We start from the raw sequence: 23,453 nt of genomic DNA on the forward strand, positions 1-23,453 counted from the left end.
GCTTGCTCGCGAATACGGTGTGTCAGTATCAGATGTGCTGACTGATACACCGCATTCGCGAGCAAGCCCGCTCCCACATTGAGTTTTCGCTGGTTTTAGAAACGTGTCAGCTCAGCAAACCGGTACTCACCGCCACAATCAGGAACACCCCCAACAACGCCCGGTAGATCACAAACGGCCAAGTCGAGAAGCGTTCCAGGAACTTCATCAATCCCCAGATCGCAAAAAACGCCGAGATGCTGGCCACCACCAGTCCAAACAACAAATGCGGCCAGGCGTGGGCGGGCATGTCGGCGTGCAGCAGCACCCACAGCTCTTTCAAGCCGGCGAGGGCAATCGCCGGCAGGCCCAGCAGGAAGGAAAAGCGCGCCGCTTCCTCACGCTTGAAGTTGAGGAACAGCGCGGCGGTCAGGGTCGAGCCGGAACGCGAAACGCCCGGAATCAGCGCACCAATCTGCGCAATGCCCACGATCAACGCATCGCGCAGGCGCATTTCACTGACTTCCCGCGTATGGCGCGCACGCACTTCCGCCACCGCCAACAGCACCGCCATGACCACGCAGGAAATGCCGATCACCATCAGCCCACGCAGCGGCGAGTTGCACGCGTTCAGGGTCGAGGACAACGCGAGGCCGGCAATACCGATAGGGATGGTCGCCAACACGATTGCCACTGCCAGTTTGAACCAACGGTCGTTGTAGTCACCCCGACGCACTGCACCGATGCTGCCGGTTGTCACCTGGCGCACGTCGCGCCAAAAGTAACTGACCACCGCCGCCAGAGCTGCCAACTGCATGGCTGCCGAAAACGCCGAGCCGGGGTCTTGCCAGCCAAGCAGCGCGGGCACCACACGCATGTGGGCGGTGGACGACACCGGCAACAGTTCGGTGATGCCCTGGATCACGCCCAGGATGAAAATCTGCAGGTAGTCCAGGGAGGCAAAACCCACATCCAGGCCGGCGGAACAGACGTTGGTCAAAATACGTGCCCTCAAAAGTAAAAACCGATTTGGGCGAAGTTTATTCTAAATGTTTCAAGATTTTGGGTGGGCCAGCGCAAATCCGCAATCGGTTCAGCAAACAGAAAGGTTGGACAATGTATTGGCCTGTGCAGGGGTTTTGTGAACAATGGCGCCCTGCGTTTTTTCACCGAGAGTCCCATGCCTGAAACCACCGTCGAATTGATCCAGACCGGCCCTGATGATGCCGAGCTGATCCGCAATCTCTATCAGTATTACGCCTACGAGTCGTCGGACTGGGAGCAGGAAGATGTCGAGGCCGATGGGCGTTTTTACATCCACGACGAGCACCTGGTGCGTTACTGGGAAGACCCGCAGTGGAGCGCCAACCTGCTGCTGGTGGATGGTTATATCGCCGGCTTCCTGTTGATCGAAGGCAGCGAGTTGCCGGGCATCGACGCCCTGGAGCTGGCTGACCTGTTCATCCTCAAACGCTACCGCCGCAAAGGCATCGGTCGTGCCATCGCCAGCCAGGTGTTGTGCAGCGGCGAGGCCAATTGGCTGGTGCGTTTCTATGACCAGGACGAAGTGTCCCAGGCGTTCTGGCGCACGGTGCTGGATAACTTGCCGCGCCCGGTGCAGAGCCTGGAGCTGGACGACGACCCGCAATTGGTGAGCTACCTGATCACGCGGGCTGCGCTGCATTAAGTGGCGGTGGTTCCACAGGAAGAGGCTTCGGCCTCTTTTTTTTGTCTGCGCTTTCGTAATCAATGTTTTTATATGCATAAAAAAACATTTACAAGCAGTGTGCTTGCTGTGAATATGTCCCGGCGAATTTAAAAAAACAAAAATCATCCGCGGCCCTGACTCCTGTCAGGCCATAACAACAACGACCTAATACAGGCTTGAAGCCGGCTCCTGCCCCAGGCCGGTCTTTGCAGCGAAGGAGAACGTCTCCCGTGAATCGCTTACTCAATGGAACGCTGTGCGCCACCCTCGCATTCGGCGCCGGCCTTGCGCAGGCCCAGACCACTTTGCGCGTGGGCTTGAACGCCGATATCCGCAGCACAGAACCTGGCGTCAACCGCGACGAAAATACCGACACCGTGATGCTGCACATCGTCGAGGGCCTGGTGGCCCACCGCGAAGACGCCTCCGTCGGCCCGTTGCTGGCCCGTGAAGTGCAACACTCCGGTGACGGCATGACTTACACCTTCAAGCTGCGTGAAGGCGTGCACTTCCAGAACGGCTCAACCCTGACCGCCGAGGACGTGAAATGGACCTGGGAGCGCTACTTGAATCCCAAGACCCAATGGCGTTGCCTGGCTGAGTTCGATGGCCGTGGCGGGGCGAAGATCACCGGTATCGACACGCCGGACCCGCTCACCGTGGTCTTCCACCTCGACCAGCCGAGCGGCCTGTTCCTGGCCTCGATGGCACGCCCCGATTGCGGCGGCAGCGGCATCCTGCATCGCGACTCGCTGGCGGCGGACGGCAGTTGGAAGGCGCCCATCGGCACCGGCCCGTTCAGCCTTACCGAATGGAAACCCGGCCAATATGTCGTGCTGTCACGCTTCAAGGACTACAGCCCACGTGTCGAGGCGGGGCCGGACGGCTTCACCGGCAAGAAGCAGGCGCTGGTGGATGACTTGCGTTTCATGGTGATCCCGGACCCGTCATCGGCCAAGGCGGCCTTGATGTCCAACAATATCGACCTGCTGCCCAACGTCAGCGCCAGCGATGCCGAAGAACTGAAGGCCAGGCCGGGCGTGCAGATCTCCTTCAGCCCGATCATGGCCATCTGTGGCTTGTTGTTCCAGACCAACGACCCGCTGCTCAAGGATGTGCGCATCCGCCAGGCCATCGCTGCATCCCTCGACTACGGGCAGATGGTCACCGCGCTGTCCAACGGCACCTCCGAGCCGAACAACTCGGCAATCCCGCAAACCAGCCCGTTCTACAGCGCCACCGCCAAGCAGGGTTACCACTACGACCCGCAGCAAGCCCAGCACCTGTTGAAAGAGGCCGGCTACAACGGCCAGCCGATCAAGATGATCGTCAACAAACGCTACTCGCAGATGTTCGACATGGGCCTGCTCAGTCAGGCAATGGCAGTGGCCAGCGGCTTGAATATCCAGATGGAAACCCTGGAGTGGGGCACCCAGCTCGAGCGTTACCAAAGCGGCAACTATCAGATGATGGCGTTCTCTTATTCGTCGCGCCTGGACCCGGCCACCAGCTTCGACTCGTTGATGGGCGACAAGACCAAGGAACCGCGCAAAGTCTGGGACAACCCCCAGGCCCAGGCGGTGCTGCGCGAGGCGGTGCGTGAGAGCGACACGGCCAAGCGCCAGGCGTTGTTCGACCAACTGCACACGATGATGATCCACGACACGCCGATGGTGATCATCTACAACGGCACGGTCGCCGCAGCGCTGCGCGACAGCGTCAAGGGCTTCCATTCGTGGCCGGTGTCGTCGCCACGGTTGTGGGGCGTCAGCCTCGCGGCACAGTAACGAGGCCTGAGCATGTTGCGTTTTATCCTGCAAAAATTCGGGATGGCGATCCCTACACTGTTGCTGATTTCGGTAATGGTGTTCGCCTTGATCCGGCTGATCCCGGGCGACCCGGCGTTGTTGATGCTCGGCGATATGGCCGACCCGCAAAGCCTGGCCGATATGCGCCACACCCTGGGCCTGGATCACTCGTTGGTGACCCAGTTCCTGATCTGGTTCAAGGCCGTGTTGAGCTTTGACCTCGGGTTCTCTATCAGCACCAAGCAGGCGGTGTTGCCGCTGATCCTGGACCGGTTCAGCGTCAGCGCGACCATCGTGCTGGTGGCGGTGTTGCTGGCCACGTTGATCGCGGTACCGATCGGCCTGATCGCCGCGTGGAAGCAAAACAGCGCGCTCGACCTGGGGCTGGTGTCCGTGGCGACCTTGTTGCTGTCGATCCCCAGCTTCTGGCTTGGCTTGCTGTTGCTGCACGCTTTCGGCATCCAGCTGGGCTGGTTGCCGGTGGTGGGCTACGTCAGTTTTGCCCAGGCACCGTGGCAAGCCATGAGCTACATGGTGCTGCCGGTCGTCACCCTGACGTTGGTGGAAGTCGGCGCGATCACCCGCATGGCGCGGGCCAGCACCATCGAAGTGCTGCGCCTGGAATACATCGCCCATGCCAGGGCCAAGGGGTTGTCGGAGCGTGCGGTGTTGTGGAAGCACGCCTTGCCCAACGCCTTCGCGCCCACTTGGACCTTGGTGGGGTTGATCCTCGGCAACCTGTTGGGCGGCATTGCCGTGCTGGAAACCGTGTTCACCCTGCCAGGTATCGGCCGCTTGATGGTGGATGCGATTTTCGCCCGCGACTACCCGGTGCTGCAGGGCTGCCTGCTGCTGATCACCTTTATCTACGTGCTGGTCAACCTGTGTGTGGATCTGCTCTATCCGCTGTTCGATCCAAGGGTGAAGTTATGAGTTCGACGATTGCCGTGCCGGCACCCGCCAAGCGCCGCCGCGCCTGGGCACCGGCCAACGCCTTGATCGGCGGCGGGCTGCTGGTGGCATTGGTTGCCCTGGCGTTGATGGGGTTGGTGTGGTCGCCGTTCGACCCGCTGAAGATCGACCTGCTGTCGCGCTTCCAGGCGCCCTCGGCCGTCCACTGGCTGGGCACCGACGAGTTTGGCCGCGATGTGTTCAGCCGTTTGCTGATCGGTGCGCGCACCAGTTTGTGGGTGAGCTTGCTGACGGTCAGCGTCGCTGTGATGGCGGGCACCCTGATCGGCATGCTCGCCGGTTACCTGCGTGGCTGGACCGACCGCGTGCTGATGATGTTCAACGATGCGTTGCTGGCATTCCCCGGCATCCTCATGGCGCTGGGCATCATGGCGATTATCGGCGCGAGCAAGTACGGCATTGTCCTGGCCCTGGGCATTGCCTACACGCCGTCAGTGGTGCGAGTGGTGCGCGGCACGGTGCTGTCCCTGCGTGAACTGGAGTACATCGAGGCTTCACGGGTGATTGGCAACTCCGAGCTGTACACCATGCTGCGGCACATTGCGCCGAACTGCCTGGCGCCGTTGTGCGTGCTGGCCACCAGCATGTTCGGTTGGGCATTGCTGTCGGAAAGTGCCTTGAGTTTCCTCGGCCTTGGCGTGCCGCCACCGGCGGCGACCTGGGGCAACATGCTCGCCAGCAGCCGGCCGTACATCGCCTCGGCGCCGTGGCTGGGTGTGTTCCCCGGGCTGTTTATCTGCCTGACGCTACTGGCGATCAACCTGTTTGGCGATGCACTGCGTGATCGCCTCGACCCGCGGATGAGGAAATGAACATGTCGGCCAATCCTGTTTTGCTGAACGTGGAACACCTGAAAATTCGTGTGGGTGAGCACGGCCCGCTGGCGGTGGATGACTTGAGTTTCAGCATCGCGCCGGGTGAGATCGTGGCGCTGGTGGGCGAGTCCGGCAGCGGCAAGACCATGGCCGCCCGCGCCGCCATCGGCTTGCTGCCGTTGCCGATGCAAGTATGCGGCGGGCGCCTGGATTTCCAGGGACGCGACCTGGCCAGCGTGAGCACCGAGGAACTGCGCGGCATTCGTGGTGCGAGCATCGGCATGGTGTTCCAGGAGCCTATGGTGTCGCTCAACCCTGCGTTGAAGATCGGCCAACAGATGAGCGAAGCGCTCAAGCTGCATACCGATCTTGAACCGCCGCAGATCCGCGAGCGCTGCCTGACCATGCTGCGCCGCATCGGCATCAAGGCGGCGGAACGTTGCCTGGAGTCCTATCCGCACCAATTCTCCGGCGGTATGCGCCAGCGCATCATGTTGGCCTCGGTAATGTTGCTGCGCCCAGCGCTGTTGATCGCCGACGAGCCCACTACGGCGCTGGACTGCCTGGCGCAACTGGACGTGATCGAGTTGATGCTCGAACTGACCCGCGAGCAGGGCACCGCCATCCTGTTTATCAGCCATGACCTGTCCCTGGTCGCCCGCTATGCCCACAAGGTGGTGGTGATGCGCCATGGCAAGGCGGTGGAACAGGGCACTACCGAAGACATCCTGCTGGCGCCCAAGGCCGAATACACCCGGCAACTGCTGGAAGCCTTGCCGCGTCGCGGCGTGCTGGCACCACTGCCGGCCAGCAACGGGCCGTTGGTCGAGGTGGACCAGGTGTGCATCGAGTATCCTGGGCCGACCTCGTTCTGGGGCAAGCGCCAGTTCAACCGCGTGGTGCATTCCGCCAGCCTGGTGAGCGCCCCCGGCGAAACCCTGGCGCTGGTGGGGGGCAGTGGCTCGGGCAAGACCACCCTCGGGCGCTCGCTGGTGGGGCTGATCAAACCGTGTGCCGGGGCGATTCGCTTCAAGGGCGTGGATATCCTCAAGGCTGCCAACCGCACCCATCGCCTGCAATGCCAAATGATATTCCAGGACCCGTATTCGTCCTTGAACCCCCGGATGAAGATCGGCGAAATCCTCGCCGAACCCCTGCGCCACGAGCCCGGCCTCAACGCCGCCGAGCGCCGTGAACGGGTGACGCAAACCCTCAGGGACATTGGCCTCGGCGAGCAGTTTGTCGAGCGCTTTCCCCATCAACTGTCCGGCGGCCAACGCCAGCGCGTGGCCATCGGCCGGGCCCTGGTGCGCCACCCGCAATTGGTGATCGCCGACGAGCCGATCTCGGCCCTGGACATGACTATCCAGAAGCAGATCCTCGAACTGTTCGAACGCTTGCAGCTGCAATACGGCTTTGCCTGCCTGTTCATTTCCCATGACCTGGCAGCGGTGGAGCGCATCGCCCATCGGGTGGCGGTGATGCACCAGGGCAATGTGGTGGAAGTGGGCACGCGCGAGCAGATCTTCGATCACCCACAGCATCCGTACACCCGGCAATTGCTGGCCGCCGCCAGCCCGCTGGAGAAATTGCCGGACGGCGGCTACCGAATACGCCCGGCGATCTGATCCCCTGATTTCACCCGGCGCGCAGGCTTTTGAACCTGCGCGATGGGGAATGTCGTGCCCAAAAAACAATAAGACCTACTCACCCCAAACGACTGCCAGGAGCCAAGAACATGCACAACAACAATCTCAACCTGATCTTGAAAGGCGTCGGCCTTATGAGCGGGGGCCTGCTGTGCGCCCCGGCGCAGGCTGACTTCATCAAGGACAGCAAGGCAGATCTGGACCTGAAGAACTACTACTTCAATCGCGATTACCGGGAAGACGCGGGGCAATCCAAGCGCGAGGAATGGGCCCAGGGTTTCATCCTCAACCTCAAGTCGGGGTTTACCGAAGGCACCGTGGGTTTTGGTGTGGACGTGGTTGGCATGCTCGGCCTGAAACTCGATTCCAGCCCGGACCGTTCCGGTTCGGGCTTGTTGTCGCGGGACAACGACGCCACGCCGGGCAAGCCCAGTTATGCCAAGCGTGCCCATGACGAGTACTCCAAGTATGGCGTGACCGGCAAGGTGCGCTTTGCCCAGAGCGAGTTGCGCAGCGGCTACCTGCTGCCCGATTTGCCTACCTTGCAGCCCAACACCAGCCGCTTGTTCCCGCAGACCTTTCGCGGCACCCAGGTGACGTCCACGGACATTGCCGGGTTGGCCCTGATCGGCGGGCAGATCGACCAGACCAAGCAGCGCGAGTCCACCGATTACGAAGACATGGCACTGACCAGCCAGAGCGGCGCCTACAAAAGCACCGCCAAGAGCGACCGCTTCCGCTTTGCCGGCGGCGATTACAAGCTCACGCCGGGCATGACCCTGAGCTACCACTTTGCGCAATTGGAGGACATCTACCAGCAGCACTTCGTGGGCGTGAAAAACAGCTTTGCCTTGGGCGGCGGCACGCTCAAGACCGATATCCGTTACTTCGATGCCGACAAGTCCGGCGCGGGCCTGGCCGGCAAGGTGGACAACCGCGCGCTGAGTACGCGGGCGATGTTCAGCTACAAGGGCCACAGCGTTGGCGGGGGTTATCAGGAGCAGTATGGGCAGACGCCGTTTACCTATGTGGACGGGACCAATACCTACCTGTTTTCCGAGTACCAGTTGAGCAACTTCTCGCAGACCAATGAGCGGGTGTGGCATGCGCGTTATGACTTTGACTTTGCTGCGCTGGGTGTGCCGGGGCTGACGTTTTCGACGCGTTGGGCCAAGGGTGACCAGGCCGAGGTGAAGGGGTTTGCGGGGGAGGGGCGTGAGTGGGAGCGGGATATCGACCTGGGTTATGTGTTTCAGTCTGGGGCGCTTAAAGGGGTGTCGTTGCGTTGGCGCAATGGGTTGAGCAAGGCCAACTATTTCCGGGACATGAATGAGAACCGGGTGATTGTTGGTTATACCGTGGCGCTCTGGTAATGCGCATGCTTGGGGCGCAGTACATATCCATTGCTTGGCCCTGCGCGGCTAACCCGGCGTCCTGCCGGGTTACCCACGGATTCAAGCCTGCGTTCGGCCAGCGTGGTTTAACGGGGCGACTCAGATCAAGATCAAAAGCCAAAGCCAAAGCGCGGCGGCCTTATAGCCGACCGATATTGACTAGCGAACGCTTTCCAAATGTGGGAGCGGGCTTGCTCGCGAAGGCCGCGCCTCGGTCTTCCAGAACGGCGCCCATCTCATTAGCCCTTATTCCTCGCCACCCGCAACTTGCTCGCCACATCCAAATGTCGATGCAACAGCGTCGACGCCCATTCGTTATCGCCTTGCTCCAGCGCATCCAGGATCGCCAAGTGCTCACAGCACGACACCTTGACCCGCTCCGGGTTGTTCACGGTGTGGAACTCGGTCAGTCGGCGCAGGCGGTTTTGTTGCTGGATGGCTTGCAGGATGTAGCCATTGCCGGAGGCCGCTGCCAGCAGTTCGTGGAATTCGGCGTTGTATTCGATAAAGCGTTGGCCATCCACCTTGCCTTCCAACAGTTCCATCTGACGTTCGCGGCAGCGGCGGAATTGCTCGGGGTTGATCTTGAAGGTCGGCTCCAGCAGCCCGGCCGGTTCCAGCAGCATGCGAAAGCGGTAGCTCTCGAAGCGCGTCTGCGGGCTGTTCAGGGTCGGCAGGAACTGCCAGCCGTGGCCGTGCTTGCGCTGCATCACGCCTTCATCCGACAGGCGCAGCAGGCAGCGGCGCAGCACGCTTTTGCCGACACCGTAGCGGCGCAGCAGGTCGCTCTCGGAAATCTGGTCGGGCAGTACCTGGTTCAGTCGGTCGTCGATCAACCGGGTGTACAGATCGTCCTCTTCGTTATGCAACGGCGTGAGCTGTTGCACCCGGCCGTCCGCCGCTTCGAGCGGTACGCGATAGCCCTGTTGGGGCAGCGGTTCGATGGCTTTCTGCTCGGCCAGGTACACCAGCGCGCTGCGGATGGGCGAGCGCGATACGCCCAGGCGCTGGGCCAGTTCCACTTCTTTGAGGTGCAGGCCGGGTTGCAGGTCGCCGCTGGTGATGGCGGCCAGGATCTGGCCGGCGACTTTGGTCTGCAGCGAGGTGAGTTGGGACATGGCGCGCGATCGTTCCTGTGACAGGGGAGGCAAGGATACCCGGAAAGTCTGGATTATAGAGGGCTCAAATACATCTGGGCCGCAGCGAACAAATCTTTATCTGCATTATTTGAAATATAAAAACATTATTGAGGACCCATCATGACCTACATCCCGCTGCCCAGAGCCTTGCCCGACGACTGCGGCGTCGACCCGGCCGGCGTTGTCGACTTCCTCCAGGCCGTCGCCGAGACGGGCCTTGAGCTGCACAGTTTCCTGCTCTATCGCCAGGGCGCCGTGGTGGTCGAGGCGTACTGGCAGCCGTATGCGGCGCATCGCATGCACGTGCAGCATTCGGCAACCAAGAGCTGGACCGCCACGGCCGTCGGCCTGTTGATCGACGACGGTCGCCTGAGCCTGGAGGCCAAGGTGGTCAGCTTCTTCCCCGAGCTATGCCCGCAACCGATCAGCGCCAACCTTGCGGCGATGACCGTGCAGGACCTGCTGACCATGCGCACCGGTCATACCCGTGGCATCTCCGGCGGCGACTGGCGCAACCTGCAAAGCAGCTGGGTCGAGGCGTTTCTCAATGAGCCGGTGGATGAGCCGCCGGGCCAGTCGTTTATCTACAGCAGTGCGTCGAGCTTCATGTTGTCGGCCATCGTCACCCAGGTCACCGGGCAAACGATGCACGCGTTGTTACAGGAACGCGTCCTCGATCACTTGGGGCTTGATCACCTGGAGTGGGACCTGGCCCCTGGCGGTTTCAATTCCGGTGGCAATGGCTTGAGCTGCACCAGCGAAGACTCGCTGAAATTCGGCGTGCTGCACCTCAACCACGGCCAATGGCAGGGGCGCCAGTTGTTGTCGCCGCAGTGGGTGGCCAATGCCACGCGCAACCAGGTGGAGGACGTGTGGATGGGCGAGTTCGACGGCAAGCAATACCTGCCGCGCGACAAGAACAAGGCCAATGAGGCCCAGCGCGAAGGCTATGGCTACCAATGGTGGATGACCGAACACGGCGGCTATTACGCCTCTGGCGTGTTCGGCCAGCAGTGCATGGTGCTGCCGGACCAGGACACGGTGATGGTCTTCACCTGTGGCCTGCGCCTGGGCGAAAAACGCCTGCACGCCGCGCTGTGGCAGCACCTGTTTCCAGCATTGGGCCGCACGGCCAAAGACGCCCCGGCCAGCCAGGCACAACTGGATACGCTGCTCGACAACCTGCACTTGCCGACCCTGCAAGGGCTGAAAACCTCACCCGCCAGCAGCGCGCTCCACGGCCGTTTTGCGATTGAGCCGAACGAAGACGGCGTGCGCGAAATCGCCTTCGATTTCCTGGGCGACCATTGCGATTTCACCCTGGTGGACCACCGTGGCACGCACCACGTACGCGCCGGTTTCCAGCAGCCGGTTGAGAGCATTACCAGCATCACCGGCAACTACTTGCACCACCAATACCAACCGGAACAGACCCCGGTGGTCGCCCAGGCCTGCTGGTCCACCGAAGGCGAACTGCTGATGGATTGGCGCTTTGTCGAAACCGCTTTCGGCGATCACGTCACCTGTCGCGTGCAGGATGGGAGGCTGCGCTTTGATCGTGGCGTCAACACCAACGCCGGCGCCTTGCAACGACCAACCCTGACCGGTTCGCGAATCCAGCTTTAAGGAGTACACCCCATGACCTCTTCCCTGTGGGCCCCGTTTACCGCAATGCGCCCGTTCAACCGCCAGCCGATGCTGTTCGACCGCGCCGCCGGCATGCACTACACCACCCCAGAAGGACGTGATGTGCTGGATGCCATGGCCGGGCTGTGGTGCGTCAATGCCGGCCACGGCCAGGCGCGGATCGTCGAGGCGATTCGTGAAGCGGCGGGGCGCCTGGACTTTGTGTCCTCGTTCAAGATGAGCCACCCGGCGGCGCTGAACCTGGCCGACCGGTTGGTGGCGACCGCCCCGGCGGGCCTGGACAAGGTGTTCTTTACCAACTCCGGTTCAGAGGCGGTGGACACCGCGCTGAAAATCGCCAGGGCCTATCATCAGGCGCGGGGTGATTGCCGGCGGACCAAATTCATCGGCCGCGCCAAGGGCTATCACGGCATGGGCTTCGGTGGTTTGTCGGTGTCGGGGATTGGTCGGCAGAAACGCGACTTTGGCCCGTTGCTTGGCGATGTCGCGCACTTGCCGCTGCCCTACGATGCGGGTTCGCGTTTCAGTCGCGGCCAGCCGGAGCAGGGCGCGCACTACGCCGATGCATTGCTGCAGCTGTTGGAGGTGCATGACCCGGCCACCGTGGCGGCGGTGATTGTCGAGCCGGTCACCGGTTCCGGCGGGGTGTATGCGCCGCCGTTGGGTTATCTGCAGAAACTACGTGAGATATGTGATCGCCATGGCGTGTTGCTGATTTTCGACGAGGTCATCACCGGTTTCGGCCGCGTCGGGCATTCGTTCGCCGCCCAGGCGTTCGGTGTCACACCGGACCTGATGAGCCTGGCCAAAGGGCTCACCAACGGCGCCGTGCCCATGGGCGGGGTGTTGGTCAGCGGCGCGGTGTACGAGGCCTTTATGCAAGGCCCGGAACAGGCCATCGAGTTGATGCACGGCTACACCTATTCCGCCCACCCGCTGGCCTGCGCTGCCGCGTTGGCGACACTGGAGGTGCACGAGGAACTGGGTATCAACGCCCATGTGCAGCAGATTGCACCACTGTGGCAAACCACCGCGCTGGCGCTAGGTGATAACCCATTGGTGCAGGACGTGCGTGCCATCGGCCTGCTGTGCGCGGTCGAACTCAAACCCCGCGAGGGCGCGCCGGGTGCCAGGGCTACCGAAGTGGCCCAACGCTGTTTTGACGCGGGTGTGCTGGTGCGCGCTTCTGGAGAAAACATCGTACTGTCGCCGCCGTTGATCATCAGCGAAGAACAGATCGACCGGGTGTTCGGCACCTTGGCCAAGGCGATCGAGGCGACCCGATGAACACCCTGGACTTTTACATCGACGGTGCGTGGGTCAAGCCATTGGGCAGTGAAACCCTACCGGTGATCGATCCCGCCACCGAGCGCACCGTCGCGACCATCAGCCTGGGCACCGTTGCCGATCTTGACCTGGCCGTGGCAGCGGCCAGGCGCGCGTTTGACAGCTACGCGCAGTGGCCGCGTGAACAGCGCCTGGAACTGCTGGCGGCGATCATCGACGGTTATCGCCAGCACAGCGAGGCCTTGGCGCTGTGTGTGCACCAGGAAATGGGCGCGCCGTTATCGCTGGCGCGCAGCGCGCACGTGCCGGCAGGGTTGGGCCACCTGCAGCGTGCCTATGAGGTGCTCAAGGACTACGTGTTCGACCAGCCCCACGGCAGCACGCTGATCAGCCGCGAGCCGATCGGTGTGTGCGGCCTGATCACGCCGTGGAATTGGCCGCTCAACCAACTTACCTGCAAGCTCGCTCCGGCGTTGGCGGCGGGGTGCACGGTGGTGCTCAAACCGAGTGAAAAAGCGCCGCTCTCAGCCCTGCTGCTCGCGGATATCCTGCATCAGGCCGGCGTGCCCAAGGGCGTGTTCAACCTGGTCAACGGCGATGGGCCGACGATTGGCGACGGTATTGCCCGGCACGCCGACATCGATATGGTCTCGTTTACTGGCTCAACCGGCGCGGGTATCGCGGTGGCCAAGGCGGCGGCGGACACGGTCAAGCGCGTGTCCCAGGAGCTGGGCGGCAAGTCGGCCAACCTGATCCTGGCGGATGCCGACCTCGATGCGGCGGTGCGCCACGGCGTGAGCAGTTGTTTTCGCAACAGTGGGCAGTCTTGCAATGCACCGACGCGAATGTTGGTGCCGCGTGCGCTTCAGGCCCGCGCCGTGGAGATTGCCCAGGACGTCGCCGCCGGTATCTGCTTCGATGACAGCCTCCCGGCGACGGCCATGGGCCCCTTGGCCAACCAGGCGCAGTTCGAACGGGTGCAGGGGGTGCTCGGCGCCGTGGATGCGCCGCCGGTATGCGGCGGCGTGGGGCGGCCCGAAGGCGTGACGACAGGGTTCTATGCGCGGCCCACGGTGTTTGCCGATGTCGACCCGAATTCGCCCATTGCCCGTGAAGAAGTGTTCGGGCCGGTGCTGGTGATCATTCCCTACGACAGCGAGGAGCAGGCCATCGCCCTCGCCAATGACAGCCCCTACGGCCTGTCAGGTTATGTCACCGCTGGCAGCCTGGAACGGGCGCGGGCCGTGGCGCGGCGCTTGCGTACCGGTATGGTCCATCTCAATGGCAGCAAGGCCGACAATGGCGCGCCGTTTGGCGGGTACAAACAGTCGGGCAACGGGCGCGAGTGGGGCGTATTTGGTTTGGAAGACTACCTGGAAGTGAAGTCGCTGTTTGGCTACCAACCTAAACCGGGTTGAACAGCGCCTGCTGCATTGCCTTCGGCGGTTGGCCGAAGGCGCGCAGGAACGCCTGGCGCATGCGCTCGCGATCACCGAAGCCGGTTTCGCGGGCTACCACTTCCACTGGATGCCGGCTGGTTTCCATCAGTGCCCGCGCGGCTTCCACCCGCAGCGACTCGATGGCCTTGGCCGGCGTCTGCCCGGTTTCTTCGCGAAATACCCGGCTGAACTGGCGGGGGCTGAGGCGCGCCACGTCGGCCAAGGCATCCACCGACAAATCGTGGGTGAGGTTCTCGCGGGCGTAGGCCAGGGCCAGTTGCACGCGGTCGGATTTGGGGTCCAGTTCCAGCAAGGCTGACAACTGCGACTGCTCGCTGCCCCGACGCTGGGCGATCACCAGTTTGCGTGCAATACGCCGGGCGAGGTCGCTGCCCAGGTCGTTCTCCACCATCGCCAGCGCCAGGTCGACGCCGGCGCTCATGCCCGCGCCGGTCCACACCTGGCCGTCCACGACGAACAATTTGTCTTCTTCCAGATGAATATGCGGGTAGCGCTTGCGAAAGGCCGGCGCGTGAATCCAGTGGGTAGTGGTGCGCTTGCCTTCCAGCAGGCCGGCCTCGGCCAGTACGAATATGCCCATGCACAACGAGGCAACACGCCGCGACTGGGCGGAGGCGGTCTTGACCTGTTCCAGCAGGTTGGCCTCCGGTAGGCGGAACTCCATGTAGCCGCCGACGATCAGCGTGTCATAGCCCTGCGGCCGGATCGGCGTGGTGTTCACCGAAAAACCCTGGGAAGTCATCACCGCGCCGCCGTTTTCCGACACCAGGTGAAATTCGTAGGCCGGCTCGCCCTGCATCAGGTTCGCGCATTCGAACACCGAGCCCACGCTGAGGCTCAGGCATTCGAAATTCGGGTAAACCAGCAGCGCAACGCTGTGCATCGTCATTCTCCAAGGGGTGTGGGAGGGGGGATTGTCGGCGGCTCGTGGGCAAACGGCAACTGCCATCGGGCATGTCCGAAAACCTTGCGGATATGACGTTGTGACAACACGCCCCGGCTCCTAAGCTTCAACCCACACTCATCCCGAGGCACTCGACAATGAAAGTATTGATGGTATTGACCTCTCACGATCAGTTGGGCAACACCGGCCGCAAGACCGGCTTCTGGCTCGAAGAATTTGCCGCACCTTATTACGCATTCAAGGACGCCGGTGCCGAGATCGTGCTGGCATCCCCGGCAGGTGGCCAGCCACCGCTGGACCCGGTCAGCGACCTGCCGGACTTCCAGACCGAACAGACCCACCGCTTCGCTGCCGACCCAGCCGCCCAACAAGCCCTTGCCTCCACGCTCAAGCTGGACGCGGTCAACGCAGGTGACTTCGACACAGTGTTCTACCCAGGCGGCCATGGCCCGCTATGGGACCTGGCGGAATCGCCCACTTCCATCGCGCTGATCGAAGCCTTTGAGCGCGCCGGCAAGCCCATCGGTTTTGTCTGCCATGCACCGGGCGTGTTGCGCCACGTCAAGGCAGTCAACGGTGAACCGTTGGTCAAGGGCCGCCGTGTGACCGGGTTCTCCAACTCGGAAGAAGCGGCGGTGGAGTTGACCGATGTGGTGCCGTTCCTGGTTGAAGATGAATTCAAGAAACTCGGCGGCAATTACGAGAAGGGCGCCGACTGGCAATCCTTCGTGATCGTCGATGGCCTGCTGGTTACCGGCCAGAACCCTGGCAGCTCCAGCGATGTGGCCAAGGCCCTGCTGAAACTCACCGCCTAAATCAGTTAACCCGTTATTGATTGGCGACTCTCAGGAGTCGCCAATGCTTTTGCTCGTCCCGGATTTGGAAAACCGCACATGACAAACGTTTTAAGCACCCCGGTAAAACTGGGCCGACACACCCTGAACAACCGTGTCGTCCTGCCCCCGCTGACTCGCCAGCGCAGCGCCCAACCCGGTGATATTGCCACCGACCTGATGGCCGAGTATTACCGCCAGCGCGCAAGTGCCGGGTTCATGGTCAGCGAAGGCACGCAGATCGAGCCGCGTGGCCAGGGCTACGCGTGGACGCCGGGTATCTACAACGCCGCGCAAGTCGACGGCTGGCGCACAGTCACCGACGCGGTGCACGCCGACGGCGGGGTGATCTTTGCCCAGTTGTGGCACGTGGGGCGTGTGTCTCATCCCGGTTTGCAGCCCGACGGAGCGGCACCGGTCGCGCCGTCGGCGATCGCGCCTTTGCAGGCCAAGGCCTTTATCGAAACTGCGCCAGGCGCGGGTGAGCTGGTGCAACCGCCGGTGCCGCGTGCGTTGAGTACGCGTGAAGTCAAGGAATTGGTCGGGTTGTACGCCGAGGCGGCGCGCAATGCCATTGCCGCTGGGTTTGATGGCGTGGAGATTCACTCGGCCAACGGGTATCTGGTCAACCAGTTCATCTCGGCCCACGCCAACCGCCGCGACGACGAGTACGGCGGCTCGTTGGATAATCGCCTGCGTTTTCTGCGGGAGATCGTCGAGGCGGTGAGCGATGCAGTGGGCGCAGAGCGGTTGGGCGTGCGTTTTTCACCGTTGTTCAGCGGCACCGACCAGGACCGCGTGTACATCGGACTGGTGGAAGAAGACCCGCACACCACCTATATCGAAGCCATCAAGCTGCTGGAAGCGGCGGGCGTCGCCTACGTCTCCATCGCCGAAGCGGACTGGGACAACGCCCCCGAACTGCCGGAAACCTTTCGCCGAGCCGTGCGCGAGACGTTCAGCGGGCGGATCATCTATGCCGGGCGCTACACCGCTGAGCGCGGCGAGAAACTGGTGAGCGCAGGGCTGGCGGATTTGATCGCATTTGGCCGACCGTTCATTGCCAACCCAGACCTGCCGCAGCGACTGTTCAACGGCTGGCCGCTGAACCCGCTGCGGGCGGAAGGGATGTACGGTGGTTCGGAGCAGGGCTACACCGACTACCCGACATTCCGCTAGAAACCCGGTCTTCAATACAAAGCAGGTCAAGTGTGGGATCAGCGATGCACCCATTTTTCGGACCTGGCACAAAGCTAAATGTGGGAGCTGGCTTGCCTGCTATGACGGTGGGTCAGCTTGCATGTGTGTCGGCTGACACGCCGCCTTCGCGAGCAAGCCCGCTCCCACAGGGGATTTGCGGTGTTGCTAGATCACCCGCAGCACAATCTTCCCGATATGCTCCCCGCCCTCCATCCGCGCATGGGCCTTATCCGCTTCGGTATAGTCAAACACCTGGTCGATCATCGGCAGACAGCGCCCTGCTGCAAGCACCGGCCAAACGTGTTCGCGCAGTTGCTCGGCAATTTCGGCTTTCTCATCCCGGGTCCGCGCCCGTAACAGCGAGCCGGTGACGATTGCGCGTTTGCCGAGGATGGTCAGCAAGTCCACCTCGTTGGCCTTGGCGCCGCCGAGGAAGCCCAGCATCACCAGGCGCCCGTCCATGGCCAGGGCCTTGAGGTTATTGTTGAGGTAGGAGCCGCCCATGATGTCGAGGATCACATCCACACCTTGTTCGCTGATGACCTCGACGAAATCCTGCTGGCGATAATTGATCGCTTCGGCACCCAGCGCACGGATCGCCGCGCATTTGTCTTCGCTACCAGCGGTGGCAAACGCCTGGATCCCGAACTCGCGACACAGCATCAACGCGGTGGTACCGATGCCGCTGGTACCGCCATGGATCAACACGCGCTGGCCTTTATGCGCGCCGCCGAGGCCGAACAGGTTGGCCCAGACGGTGAAGAACGTTTCCGGGATCGCGGCGGCTTGAATCCACTGCATACCCTCGGGAATCGGCAACGCCTGGCCAGCAGGCACCGTGCAGTACTGGGCGTAGCCGCCGCCGTTGGTTAGCGCGCAGACCTTGTCGCCGAGGGCATAGGCGCTGACGCCTTCGCCCAATGCCACCACTTCACCGGCCACTTCCAGGCCGGGGTACGGGCTCATGCCGGGTTTCATCGGGTAGGTGCCTGCCCGTTGCAGGGCATCGGGGCGGTTGACCCCGGCGGCGTGCACGCGGATCAGAATCTCGCCGGCCGCCGGGGAGGGCACGGGCACCTGGCGCGGCTTGAGCACCTCGGGGCCGCCGGGAGTGGTGATTTCGATCAGGGTCATGTCGGTTGGCAGGGTCATTGTGCGAGTCCTGTAACGGTGAATGTATGACGGTATTTGCAATGGCGATCAGCATAGCGGGTAATCGTGATGCAATAATGCTGCGATTTTTCGTCATGCTGATGCGAAAATGCATCACTGGAGAGCCACATGAACTGGGACGATGCACGGGTCTTTCTCGCGGTGTGCCGCGAGTCCACGTTGCGTGGCGCCGCACGGGTGCTGGGAGTGGACCAGGCCACCGTTGGTCGGCGCATCAATGGCCTGGAGAAATCCCTGGGTGCGACGTTGTTCCTGCGCACCTCGGAGGGTTATGTACTGACTGCCGTTGGCGAGGCGGCTTTGCTGTCGGTGGAGAATATGGAGCGCTCGGCACTTGAGCTGCAGCGTCAGATCCAAGGCCTGGATGACCGCCTGACTGGCACCGTTCGGGTCAGCACGACTGACTCCCTGGCCATCGACTTCTTGATCCCCTCCATCGCCCGCTTGCACGACAAACACCCGGACGTACGCGTGCAACTGGAAGCTTCCACCCAGTTCCTCAGCCTGGCCAAGCGCGAAGCCGATATCGCCGTGCGCAACCAGCGCCCGGACAACCCCGACCTGATCGCTCGTCGCATCGCCCGTTGGCCGGTGGGGCTGTTCGCCTCCCAAAACTACATCGACCGTCACGGCCAGCCACAACCGGGTCGCTTGTTCGAAGGTCACGACCTGGTGGTCTATCAACCCCACCTGCAAACCCAAAAAGACCTCACCCTGGTGTCCGAACCCATCAGCCGTGGGCGCATCGTCGCTGCCTTGGGTTCCAGCCTGCTAGTGCGCCGCTCCATCGCTGCCGGCATTGGCATCGGCGAAATCCCGGTGTGCACCGGGGAACGCGACGGGCTGGTGCGCCTGTGGCCGGAGCGCGTACGGCCCACACCCTATGACGTGTGGTTGGTGACCCACGCCGACCTGCGCCACACCGCACGGGTGCGGGTGGTGATCGATGAGATTGTCGCGGCGTTCGCTGACACGGGGGAGTGAGGTCAGCACACCGTTGCAATCAGTGGGCCAGGGCGTCTTGTCGTAAACCCGCGTTTTTCCTGAACAAAAAAGGCCGGGCAAGCCCGGCCAAAATAAGGAGAGGGTGAATCAGCGGTTCAGGAACGCCAGCAGGTCTTCATTCAAGGCCTGGGTGTGGGTGGCGGCAAACCCGTGGGGCGCGTCCTTGTAGACTTTCAGCTCGGCGCCCTTGATCAGTTCGGCGGCCACTTTGCCGGTGGTTTCGAATGGCACGATCTGGTCGCCATCGCCATGGATCACCAGGGTGGGTACGTCGATCTTGGCCATGTCCGGGCGGAAATCGGTGTCGGCGAAAGCGGTGACGCAATCCACCGTCGATTTGAGCGAAGCCTGCAGGGCGATCTGCAAGGTCTGGGTCAGTACGCCGGGCGAGACGACCTGGCCCTTGTTGAGGCCAAAGAACGGGGTGTTGAACTCGGAGATGAACTGCGCACGGTCCTTGAGCAGACCGGCCTTGATACCGTCGAACACCTCGGCGGGCACGCCTTGCGGGTAATCGGCGGTCTGGCCGAAGATCGGCGTTACCGCACCCAGCAGCACCAGGCCGGCCACGCGTGCGCTACCGTGGCGTGCGATGTAGCGCGCCACGTCGCCGCCGCCCATGGAGAAGCCCACCAGGGTCACGTCCTTGAGGTCCAGGTGTTCGATCAGTTGGGCGATATCGTCGGCGAAGGTGTTGTAGTCGTTGCCGGTCCACGGTTGGTCCGAGCGCCCGAAGCCTCGGCGGTCGAACGCGATGGTGCGAAAACCGCGGCTGCTCAGGTATTCCATCTGGTATTCCCACATGTCCGCATCCAGCGGCCAGCCGTGGCTGAACAGCACGGGCTTACCGCTGCCCCAGTCCTTGAAGTAGATCTGGGTACCATCTTTGGCAACGAATGTGCTCATGGAAAACTCCTTGGGGGTGGGCGAAACAGCTCAGGCTCACTATTGCGGTAAACCGGACGAAGGGCTTGTACGCATGTGCTCGGTTGAACGGTTCAGCGTCTATGCTGGTCCACTGACTTCCACTGTCCGATCACACAGGTGAACGAAAATGGCCAAGACATACAGCTACGCCGCTCGGGACTCCAAGGATTCGCTCAAGCCCTTTACCTTCGAGCGTCGAGCGCCGGGGGCGGATGACGTACAGATCGACATCCTGTTCTGCGGGGTCTGCCACTCCGACCTGCACACCGTGCGCAACGAGTGGCAGAACACCCTGTATCCCTCGGTGCCGGGCCACGAGATCGTCGGCCGCGTCACGGCGGTGGGCGCCAATGTGAAGAAGTTCAAGGTGGGCGATCTGGCGGGCGTCGGTTGTATGGTCGACAGCTGCCAACAGTGCGAGTCTTGCGCCGAGGGCGAGGAGCAATACTGCGAAAACGGCTTTACCGGCACCTATAACGGGCCGATGTTCGGGGGCGAGAACACCTTTGGCGGCTACTCGGACAATATCGTGGTCAAGGAAAAGTTCGTGCTGCGCATCTCCCACGGCGATGCCAACCTGGCGGCTGTGGCGCCATTGCTCTGTGCCGGTATCACCACCTATTCGCCGCTGCATCATTGGAAGGTCGGCCCTGGCAAGAAGGTCGGTGTGGTCGGGCTTGGCGGCCTGGGCCATATGGCGGTAAAGATCGCCCATGCCATGGGCGCGCATGTCACGTTGTTCACCACCTCACCCAACAAACGCGAAGACGGCCTGCGCCTGGGCGCCGACCAGGTGGTGGTGTCGAAGAATGCTGATGAAATGGCCAAGGTCACCAACAGCCTGGACTTCATCCTCAACACCGTGGCTGCGCCGCACAACCTGGACGCGTTCATCAGCCTGCTCAAGCGCGACGGCACCATGACCCTGGTCGGCGCGCCAGACAGCCCGCACCCTTCGCCTGCGGTGTTCAACCTGATCTTCAAGCGCCGCAGCCTTGCGGGGTCATTGATCGGCGGGATTCAGGAGACCCAGGACATGCTGGATTTTTGTGCCAAGCACAAGATTGTCTCGGACATCGAGATGATCGATATCCAGGGCATCAACGACGCGTATGACCGGATGCTCAAGGGGGATGTGAAGTACCGGTTTGTGATTGATATGGAGAGTTTGAAAAAAGAGCATCACGCCGCGTAAAAAACACCGTCAATCCAATGTGGGAGCGGGCTTGCTCGCGAATGCGGTGTATCAGCCACAGATGTGGCAACTGACCCACCGCATTCGCGAGCAGGCCCGCTCCCACATGGGTTATGTGTTGACCTTAAACGGACAGGTGCTCATACAAAATCGTCGCACCCACCAACATCAACACCACACCCCCGACCATCTCGGCGCGTTTGCCCACCACTGTCCCCAACACCCGCCCGAGCATCATGCCGATGGTTACCATGGTCATCGTCGCCAAGCCAATCGCCGCAGCCGCCACCAGAATATTCACATCGACAAACGCCAGCCCCACGCCCACCGCCAGCGCATCAATGCTGGTAGCAAAGGCTGTGACGGCCAGGATCATGAACGAGTGCTGGGTAGGTTTCTCGGCGTCTTCATCATCGGCCTTGAAGCCGTTGTAGATCATGTGCAAGCCCAGGGCGACCAGCAGGGTAAAGGCGATCCAGTGGTCCCAGTCTTCCACCCAGCGGGTGGCCGCATGGCCGATGGCCCAACCGATCATCGGCGTAATGGCTTCGATCACACCAAAGATCAGGCCGGCGCGCAGGGCTTCGGTGAGGCGCGGTTTGTGCAGGCTGGAGCCTTTGCCGATGGCCGCCGCGAAGGCGTCGGTAGACATGGCCAGGGCCAGGAGGATCAGGGAAATGGGATTCACGGTAAGGCTTCCAGTCGGGCTATGGGACGCAACGACACTTCCACGCGCCCGACTTTAGGCATGGAAATGTCGCTGGTCTCACCAACCGAAAAACGGTGTTCGTACCACGGCAGGTTGCCGAATATGTTGATACGAACGCTTCCAACAGGGTCAGAAGCCGGTTACTCCCCAACGAGGGTGGCGATCATAGGCGGGCAAACATGAAAATTTTGTTAATCCCGTTATCGCAACTCGCGGATGATCCGGCAGAACACGGGGTCATCCAGGTAGGCCACGTTCAGTCGGGTCCAGGGCGAGGTGTTTTTGGGGTGGGTCGAGAAGATCGAACCTGGCGCCAGCATCACCCCTTGAGTCAGGCAGTGTCGGGTGAGGGCATTGGCGTCTTCGATATGCGGGAAGCGCGCCCACAGGTACAGGCTCTGCTCCGGTCGGCAGAACACCTCGGCGCCGAGTTCGTCGAGCAGGTCCAGGCCGCGCGCAGTGGCGTGGCGCAAGCGGTCTTGCAGGCGCGACAGGTGGCGCAGGAACTGGCCTTCGCCGAGGATCACATCGATGGTGCGCTCACTGTATTCGGCGCCGCTGTTGTGCAGGATCATCTTGATATCCGCCAACTCTTCGACACGCTGCTTGCTGCCAGCGATAAAGCCAACGCGTAACGCCGCCGACACTGACTTGGAAAAGCTGCCTACGTAAAGCGTGCGGTTGAGTTGGTCGAGGGCCGACAGCTTGATCGCCGAACTGGGTTTGAAGTCGGCCATTGCGTCGTTCTCTACCAACAGCAGGTCATACGTCTCGGCGATGCGCAGCAGTTGGTGCGCCTTGGCCGGGGACAGGTCGGAGCCGGTGGGGTTGTGGCCGATGGACTGCAAAAAGAACAGGCGCGGTCGATGGGCCCTGATCAGTTGCTCTAGTGCATGCAGGTCCGGCCCATCGGGCTCGCGGGGCACGCCGAACATGTGTGCGCCCTGCAATTGCAGCTTGCCGAACAGCGGGTAGTAACCGGGGTCTTCCACCAGCACGGGGTCGCCGGGGTTGAGGTAGCGGCGGATGATCAGGTCCATCGCGTGGTTGGCACCCAGGGTGGTCACCAGTTGCCGGGGCGAAACGGGCAGCGCGTAGTCCGCGAGTTTTTGCACCAGCCGCGCGCGCAACCCGGCGTTGCCCAGGCGCGTGCCATAGCGAAACAGCGTGGTGACCCCGGCGCGCACCACCTGGCGGTGGAACTTGTCCAGGCGCATGTCCATCAACCATTCCACCGGCGGGAAGCCTTCGCCGAGGTGGGAATGGCCCGGGTCGCGCACAAATTGCTGGCGCATCATCCAGATGGTGTCCAGGGCGCGGTTGTACGGCAGGCTGTCTTCCTCTTCGCTGGTGTGGGCCACGCGTTTGATCACAAAAAAGCCTTGGCCATGGCGCGCTTCCACCAGCCCATCGGCGGCCAGGTGCTCGTAGGCGGTGATCACCGTGTTCTTCGAATGCCCATGCAAGCGCATGTATTCGCGCAGCGACGGCAGTTTCTCGCCCGCCTTGAGCGCGCCATCGGTAATCTGCTGGGCGATGGCGCTGGCCACCTGTTGCGCGAGGGTAGGGCGCGACATGCTGCAATTCCTCGTAGGTTCTTGTTATGGGTACAGTCGGCGAACTGTCCGGCAAAACTGTACCTTCTTTCA

Annotated in this window: 20 protein-coding genes and 1 riboswitch; of the genes, 13 read left to right on the plus strand and 7 right to left on the minus strand. The window is 62.2% G+C overall.

Annotated features, from left to right (window positions below; translation table 11 throughout):
- Positions 1 to 106 precede the first annotated feature (106 nt).
- Positions 107 to 979: an undecaprenyl-diphosphate phosphatase gene (locus HF257_RS24485; protein WP_185710693.1), complete on the minus strand. Its 873-nt coding sequence runs from the start codon at positions 977 to 979 to the stop codon at positions 107 to 109.
- 180 nt (positions 980 to 1,159) lie between these two features.
- On the opposite strand from HF257_RS24485, the gene HF257_RS24490 reads away from it, so the two are divergent.
- The 6 genes from HF257_RS24490 (at position 1,160) to HF257_RS24515 (ending at position 8,304) form a co-directional block, all read left to right on the plus strand.
- Positions 1,160 to 1,666, plus strand: coding sequence for a GNAT family N-acetyltransferase (locus HF257_RS24490; protein WP_185710694.1), 507 nt, complete (start codon positions 1,160 to 1,162; stop codon positions 1,664 to 1,666).
- A 275-nt stretch (positions 1,667 to 1,941) separates the two neighbouring features.
- A complete protein-coding gene (locus tag HF257_RS24495; RefSeq protein WP_198913772.1) occupies positions 1,942 to 3,474 on the plus strand; it encodes an ABC transporter substrate-binding protein in 1,533 nt (510 codons plus the stop codon).
- Positions 3,475 to 3,486: 12 nt separating this feature from the next.
- Entirely contained in the window at positions 3,487 to 4,428 is a 942-nt protein-coding gene (locus HF257_RS24500; RefSeq protein ID WP_185710696.1) for an ABC transporter permease, read from the plus strand.
- The gene (locus HF257_RS24505) at positions 4,425 to 5,279 is read left to right on the plus strand and encodes an ABC transporter permease (protein ID WP_185710697.1); all 855 of its coding nucleotides are present in this window, start codon (positions 4,425 to 4,427) and stop codon (positions 5,277 to 5,279) included. The genes HF257_RS24500 and HF257_RS24505 overlap by 4 nt, the downstream gene beginning before the upstream one ends.
- Positions 5,280 to 5,281: 2 nt before the next feature.
- Complete coding sequence (locus HF257_RS24510; RefSeq protein ID WP_185712118.1) at positions 5,282 to 6,910, plus strand: ABC transporter ATP-binding protein; 1,629 nt, start codon at positions 5,282 to 5,284, stop codon at positions 6,908 to 6,910.
- Positions 6,911 to 7,065: 155 nt separating this feature from the next.
- Positions 7,066 to 8,304: an OprD family porin gene (locus tag HF257_RS24515; protein ID WP_408635727.1), complete on the plus strand. Its 1,239-nt coding sequence runs from the start codon at positions 7,066 to 7,068 to the stop codon at positions 8,302 to 8,304.
- A 260-nt stretch (positions 8,305 to 8,564) separates the two neighbouring features.
- Here HF257_RS24515 and HF257_RS24520 read toward each other — a convergent pair whose 3' ends face one another.
- Positions 8,565 to 9,443, minus strand: coding sequence for an FCD domain-containing protein (locus HF257_RS24520; RefSeq protein ID WP_185710700.1), 879 nt, complete (start codon positions 9,441 to 9,443; stop codon positions 8,565 to 8,567).
- 141 nt (positions 9,444 to 9,584) lie between these two features.
- Here HF257_RS24520 and HF257_RS24525 point away from each other — a divergent pair, with 141 nt between their 5' ends.
- From HF257_RS24525 to HF257_RS24535, 3 genes are read left to right on the plus strand one after another with little or no spacing between them, the layout of a single operon-like run.
- Positions 9,585 to 11,090, plus strand: coding sequence for a serine hydrolase domain-containing protein (locus HF257_RS24525; RefSeq protein ID WP_185710701.1), 1,506 nt, complete (start codon positions 9,585 to 9,587; stop codon positions 11,088 to 11,090).
- A 12-nt stretch (positions 11,091 to 11,102) separates the two neighbouring features.
- The gene (locus HF257_RS24530; protein ID WP_185710702.1) at positions 11,103 to 12,398 is read left to right on the plus strand and encodes an aminotransferase class III-fold pyridoxal phosphate-dependent enzyme; all 1,296 of its coding nucleotides are present in this window, start codon (positions 11,103 to 11,105) and stop codon (positions 12,396 to 12,398) included.
- Positions 12,395 to 13,816: an aldehyde dehydrogenase family protein gene (locus HF257_RS24535; protein WP_185710703.1), complete on the plus strand. Its 1,422-nt coding sequence runs from the start codon at positions 12,395 to 12,397 to the stop codon at positions 13,814 to 13,816. Before HF257_RS24530 ends, HF257_RS24535 begins: the two co-directional genes overlap by 4 nt.
- Here the strand turns inward: HF257_RS24535 and HF257_RS24540 are convergent.
- Positions 13,803 to 14,741, minus strand: coding sequence for a GlxA family transcriptional regulator (locus tag HF257_RS24540; protein ID WP_185710704.1), 939 nt, complete (start codon positions 14,739 to 14,741; stop codon positions 13,803 to 13,805). The genes HF257_RS24535 and HF257_RS24540 overlap by 14 nt on opposite strands.
- 158 nt (positions 14,742 to 14,899) lie before the next feature.
- Between HF257_RS24540 and HF257_RS24545 the strand changes: the two genes are divergently transcribed.
- Both HF257_RS24545 and HF257_RS24550 read left to right on the plus strand, forming a co-directional pair.
- Positions 14,900 to 15,577 (plus strand): type 1 glutamine amidotransferase domain-containing protein, encoded by a 678-nt coding sequence (locus HF257_RS24545; RefSeq protein ID WP_185710705.1) that lies wholly within the window; start codon positions 14,900 to 14,902, stop codon positions 15,575 to 15,577.
- A gap of 78 nt (positions 15,578 to 15,655) precedes the next feature.
- Positions 15,656 to 16,774, plus strand: coding sequence for an alkene reductase (locus tag HF257_RS24550; protein ID WP_185710706.1), 1,119 nt, complete (start codon positions 15,656 to 15,658; stop codon positions 16,772 to 16,774).
- A 186-nt stretch (positions 16,775 to 16,960) separates the two neighbouring features.
- Here HF257_RS24550 and HF257_RS24555 read toward each other — a convergent pair whose 3' ends face one another.
- Complete coding sequence (locus HF257_RS24555; RefSeq protein ID WP_185710707.1) at positions 16,961 to 17,947, minus strand: NAD(P)H-quinone oxidoreductase; 987 nt, start codon at positions 17,945 to 17,947, stop codon at positions 16,961 to 16,963.
- 129 nt (positions 17,948 to 18,076) lie between these two features.
- Here HF257_RS24555 and HF257_RS24560 point away from each other — a divergent pair, with 129 nt between their 5' ends.
- On the plus strand, positions 18,077 to 18,952 hold the full coding sequence (locus HF257_RS24560) for a LysR family transcriptional regulator (RefSeq protein WP_185710708.1): 876 nt from the start codon (positions 18,077 to 18,079) through the stop codon (positions 18,950 to 18,952).
- A gap of 108 nt (positions 18,953 to 19,060) precedes the next feature.
- Here HF257_RS24560 and HF257_RS24565 read toward each other — a convergent pair whose 3' ends face one another.
- Complete coding sequence (locus HF257_RS24565) at positions 19,061 to 19,879, minus strand: alpha/beta fold hydrolase (RefSeq protein WP_185710709.1); 819 nt, start codon at positions 19,877 to 19,879, stop codon at positions 19,061 to 19,063.
- Between the two features lie 148 nt (positions 19,880 to 20,027).
- Between HF257_RS24565 and HF257_RS24570 the strand changes: the two genes are divergently transcribed.
- On the plus strand, positions 20,028 to 21,095 hold the full coding sequence (locus tag HF257_RS24570) for an NAD(P)-dependent alcohol dehydrogenase (RefSeq protein ID WP_185710710.1): 1,068 nt from the start codon (positions 20,028 to 20,030) through the stop codon (positions 21,093 to 21,095).
- A gap of 124 nt (positions 21,096 to 21,219) precedes the next feature.
- On the opposite strand, the gene mntP is transcribed toward HF257_RS24570, so the two are convergent.
- Both mntP and HF257_RS24580 read right to left on the minus strand, forming a co-directional pair.
- Positions 21,220 to 21,783 carry a manganese efflux pump MntP gene (gene mntP, locus HF257_RS24575; RefSeq protein WP_185710711.1) on the minus strand — a complete coding sequence of 188 codons (564 nt, stop codon included), beginning with the start codon at positions 21,781 to 21,783 and terminating at the stop codon, positions 21,220 to 21,222.
- Between the two features lie 10 nt (positions 21,784 to 21,793).
- Positions 21,794 to 21,965, minus strand: a riboswitch (yybP-ykoY riboswitch).
- Between the two features lie 39 nt (positions 21,966 to 22,004).
- Positions 22,005 to 23,381, minus strand: coding sequence for an aminotransferase-like domain-containing protein (locus HF257_RS24580; RefSeq protein ID WP_185710712.1), 1,377 nt, complete (start codon positions 23,379 to 23,381; stop codon positions 22,005 to 22,007).
- Between the last annotated feature and the right edge of the window lie 72 nt (positions 23,382 to 23,453).

Source organism: Pseudomonas cremoris, assembly GCF_014230465.1.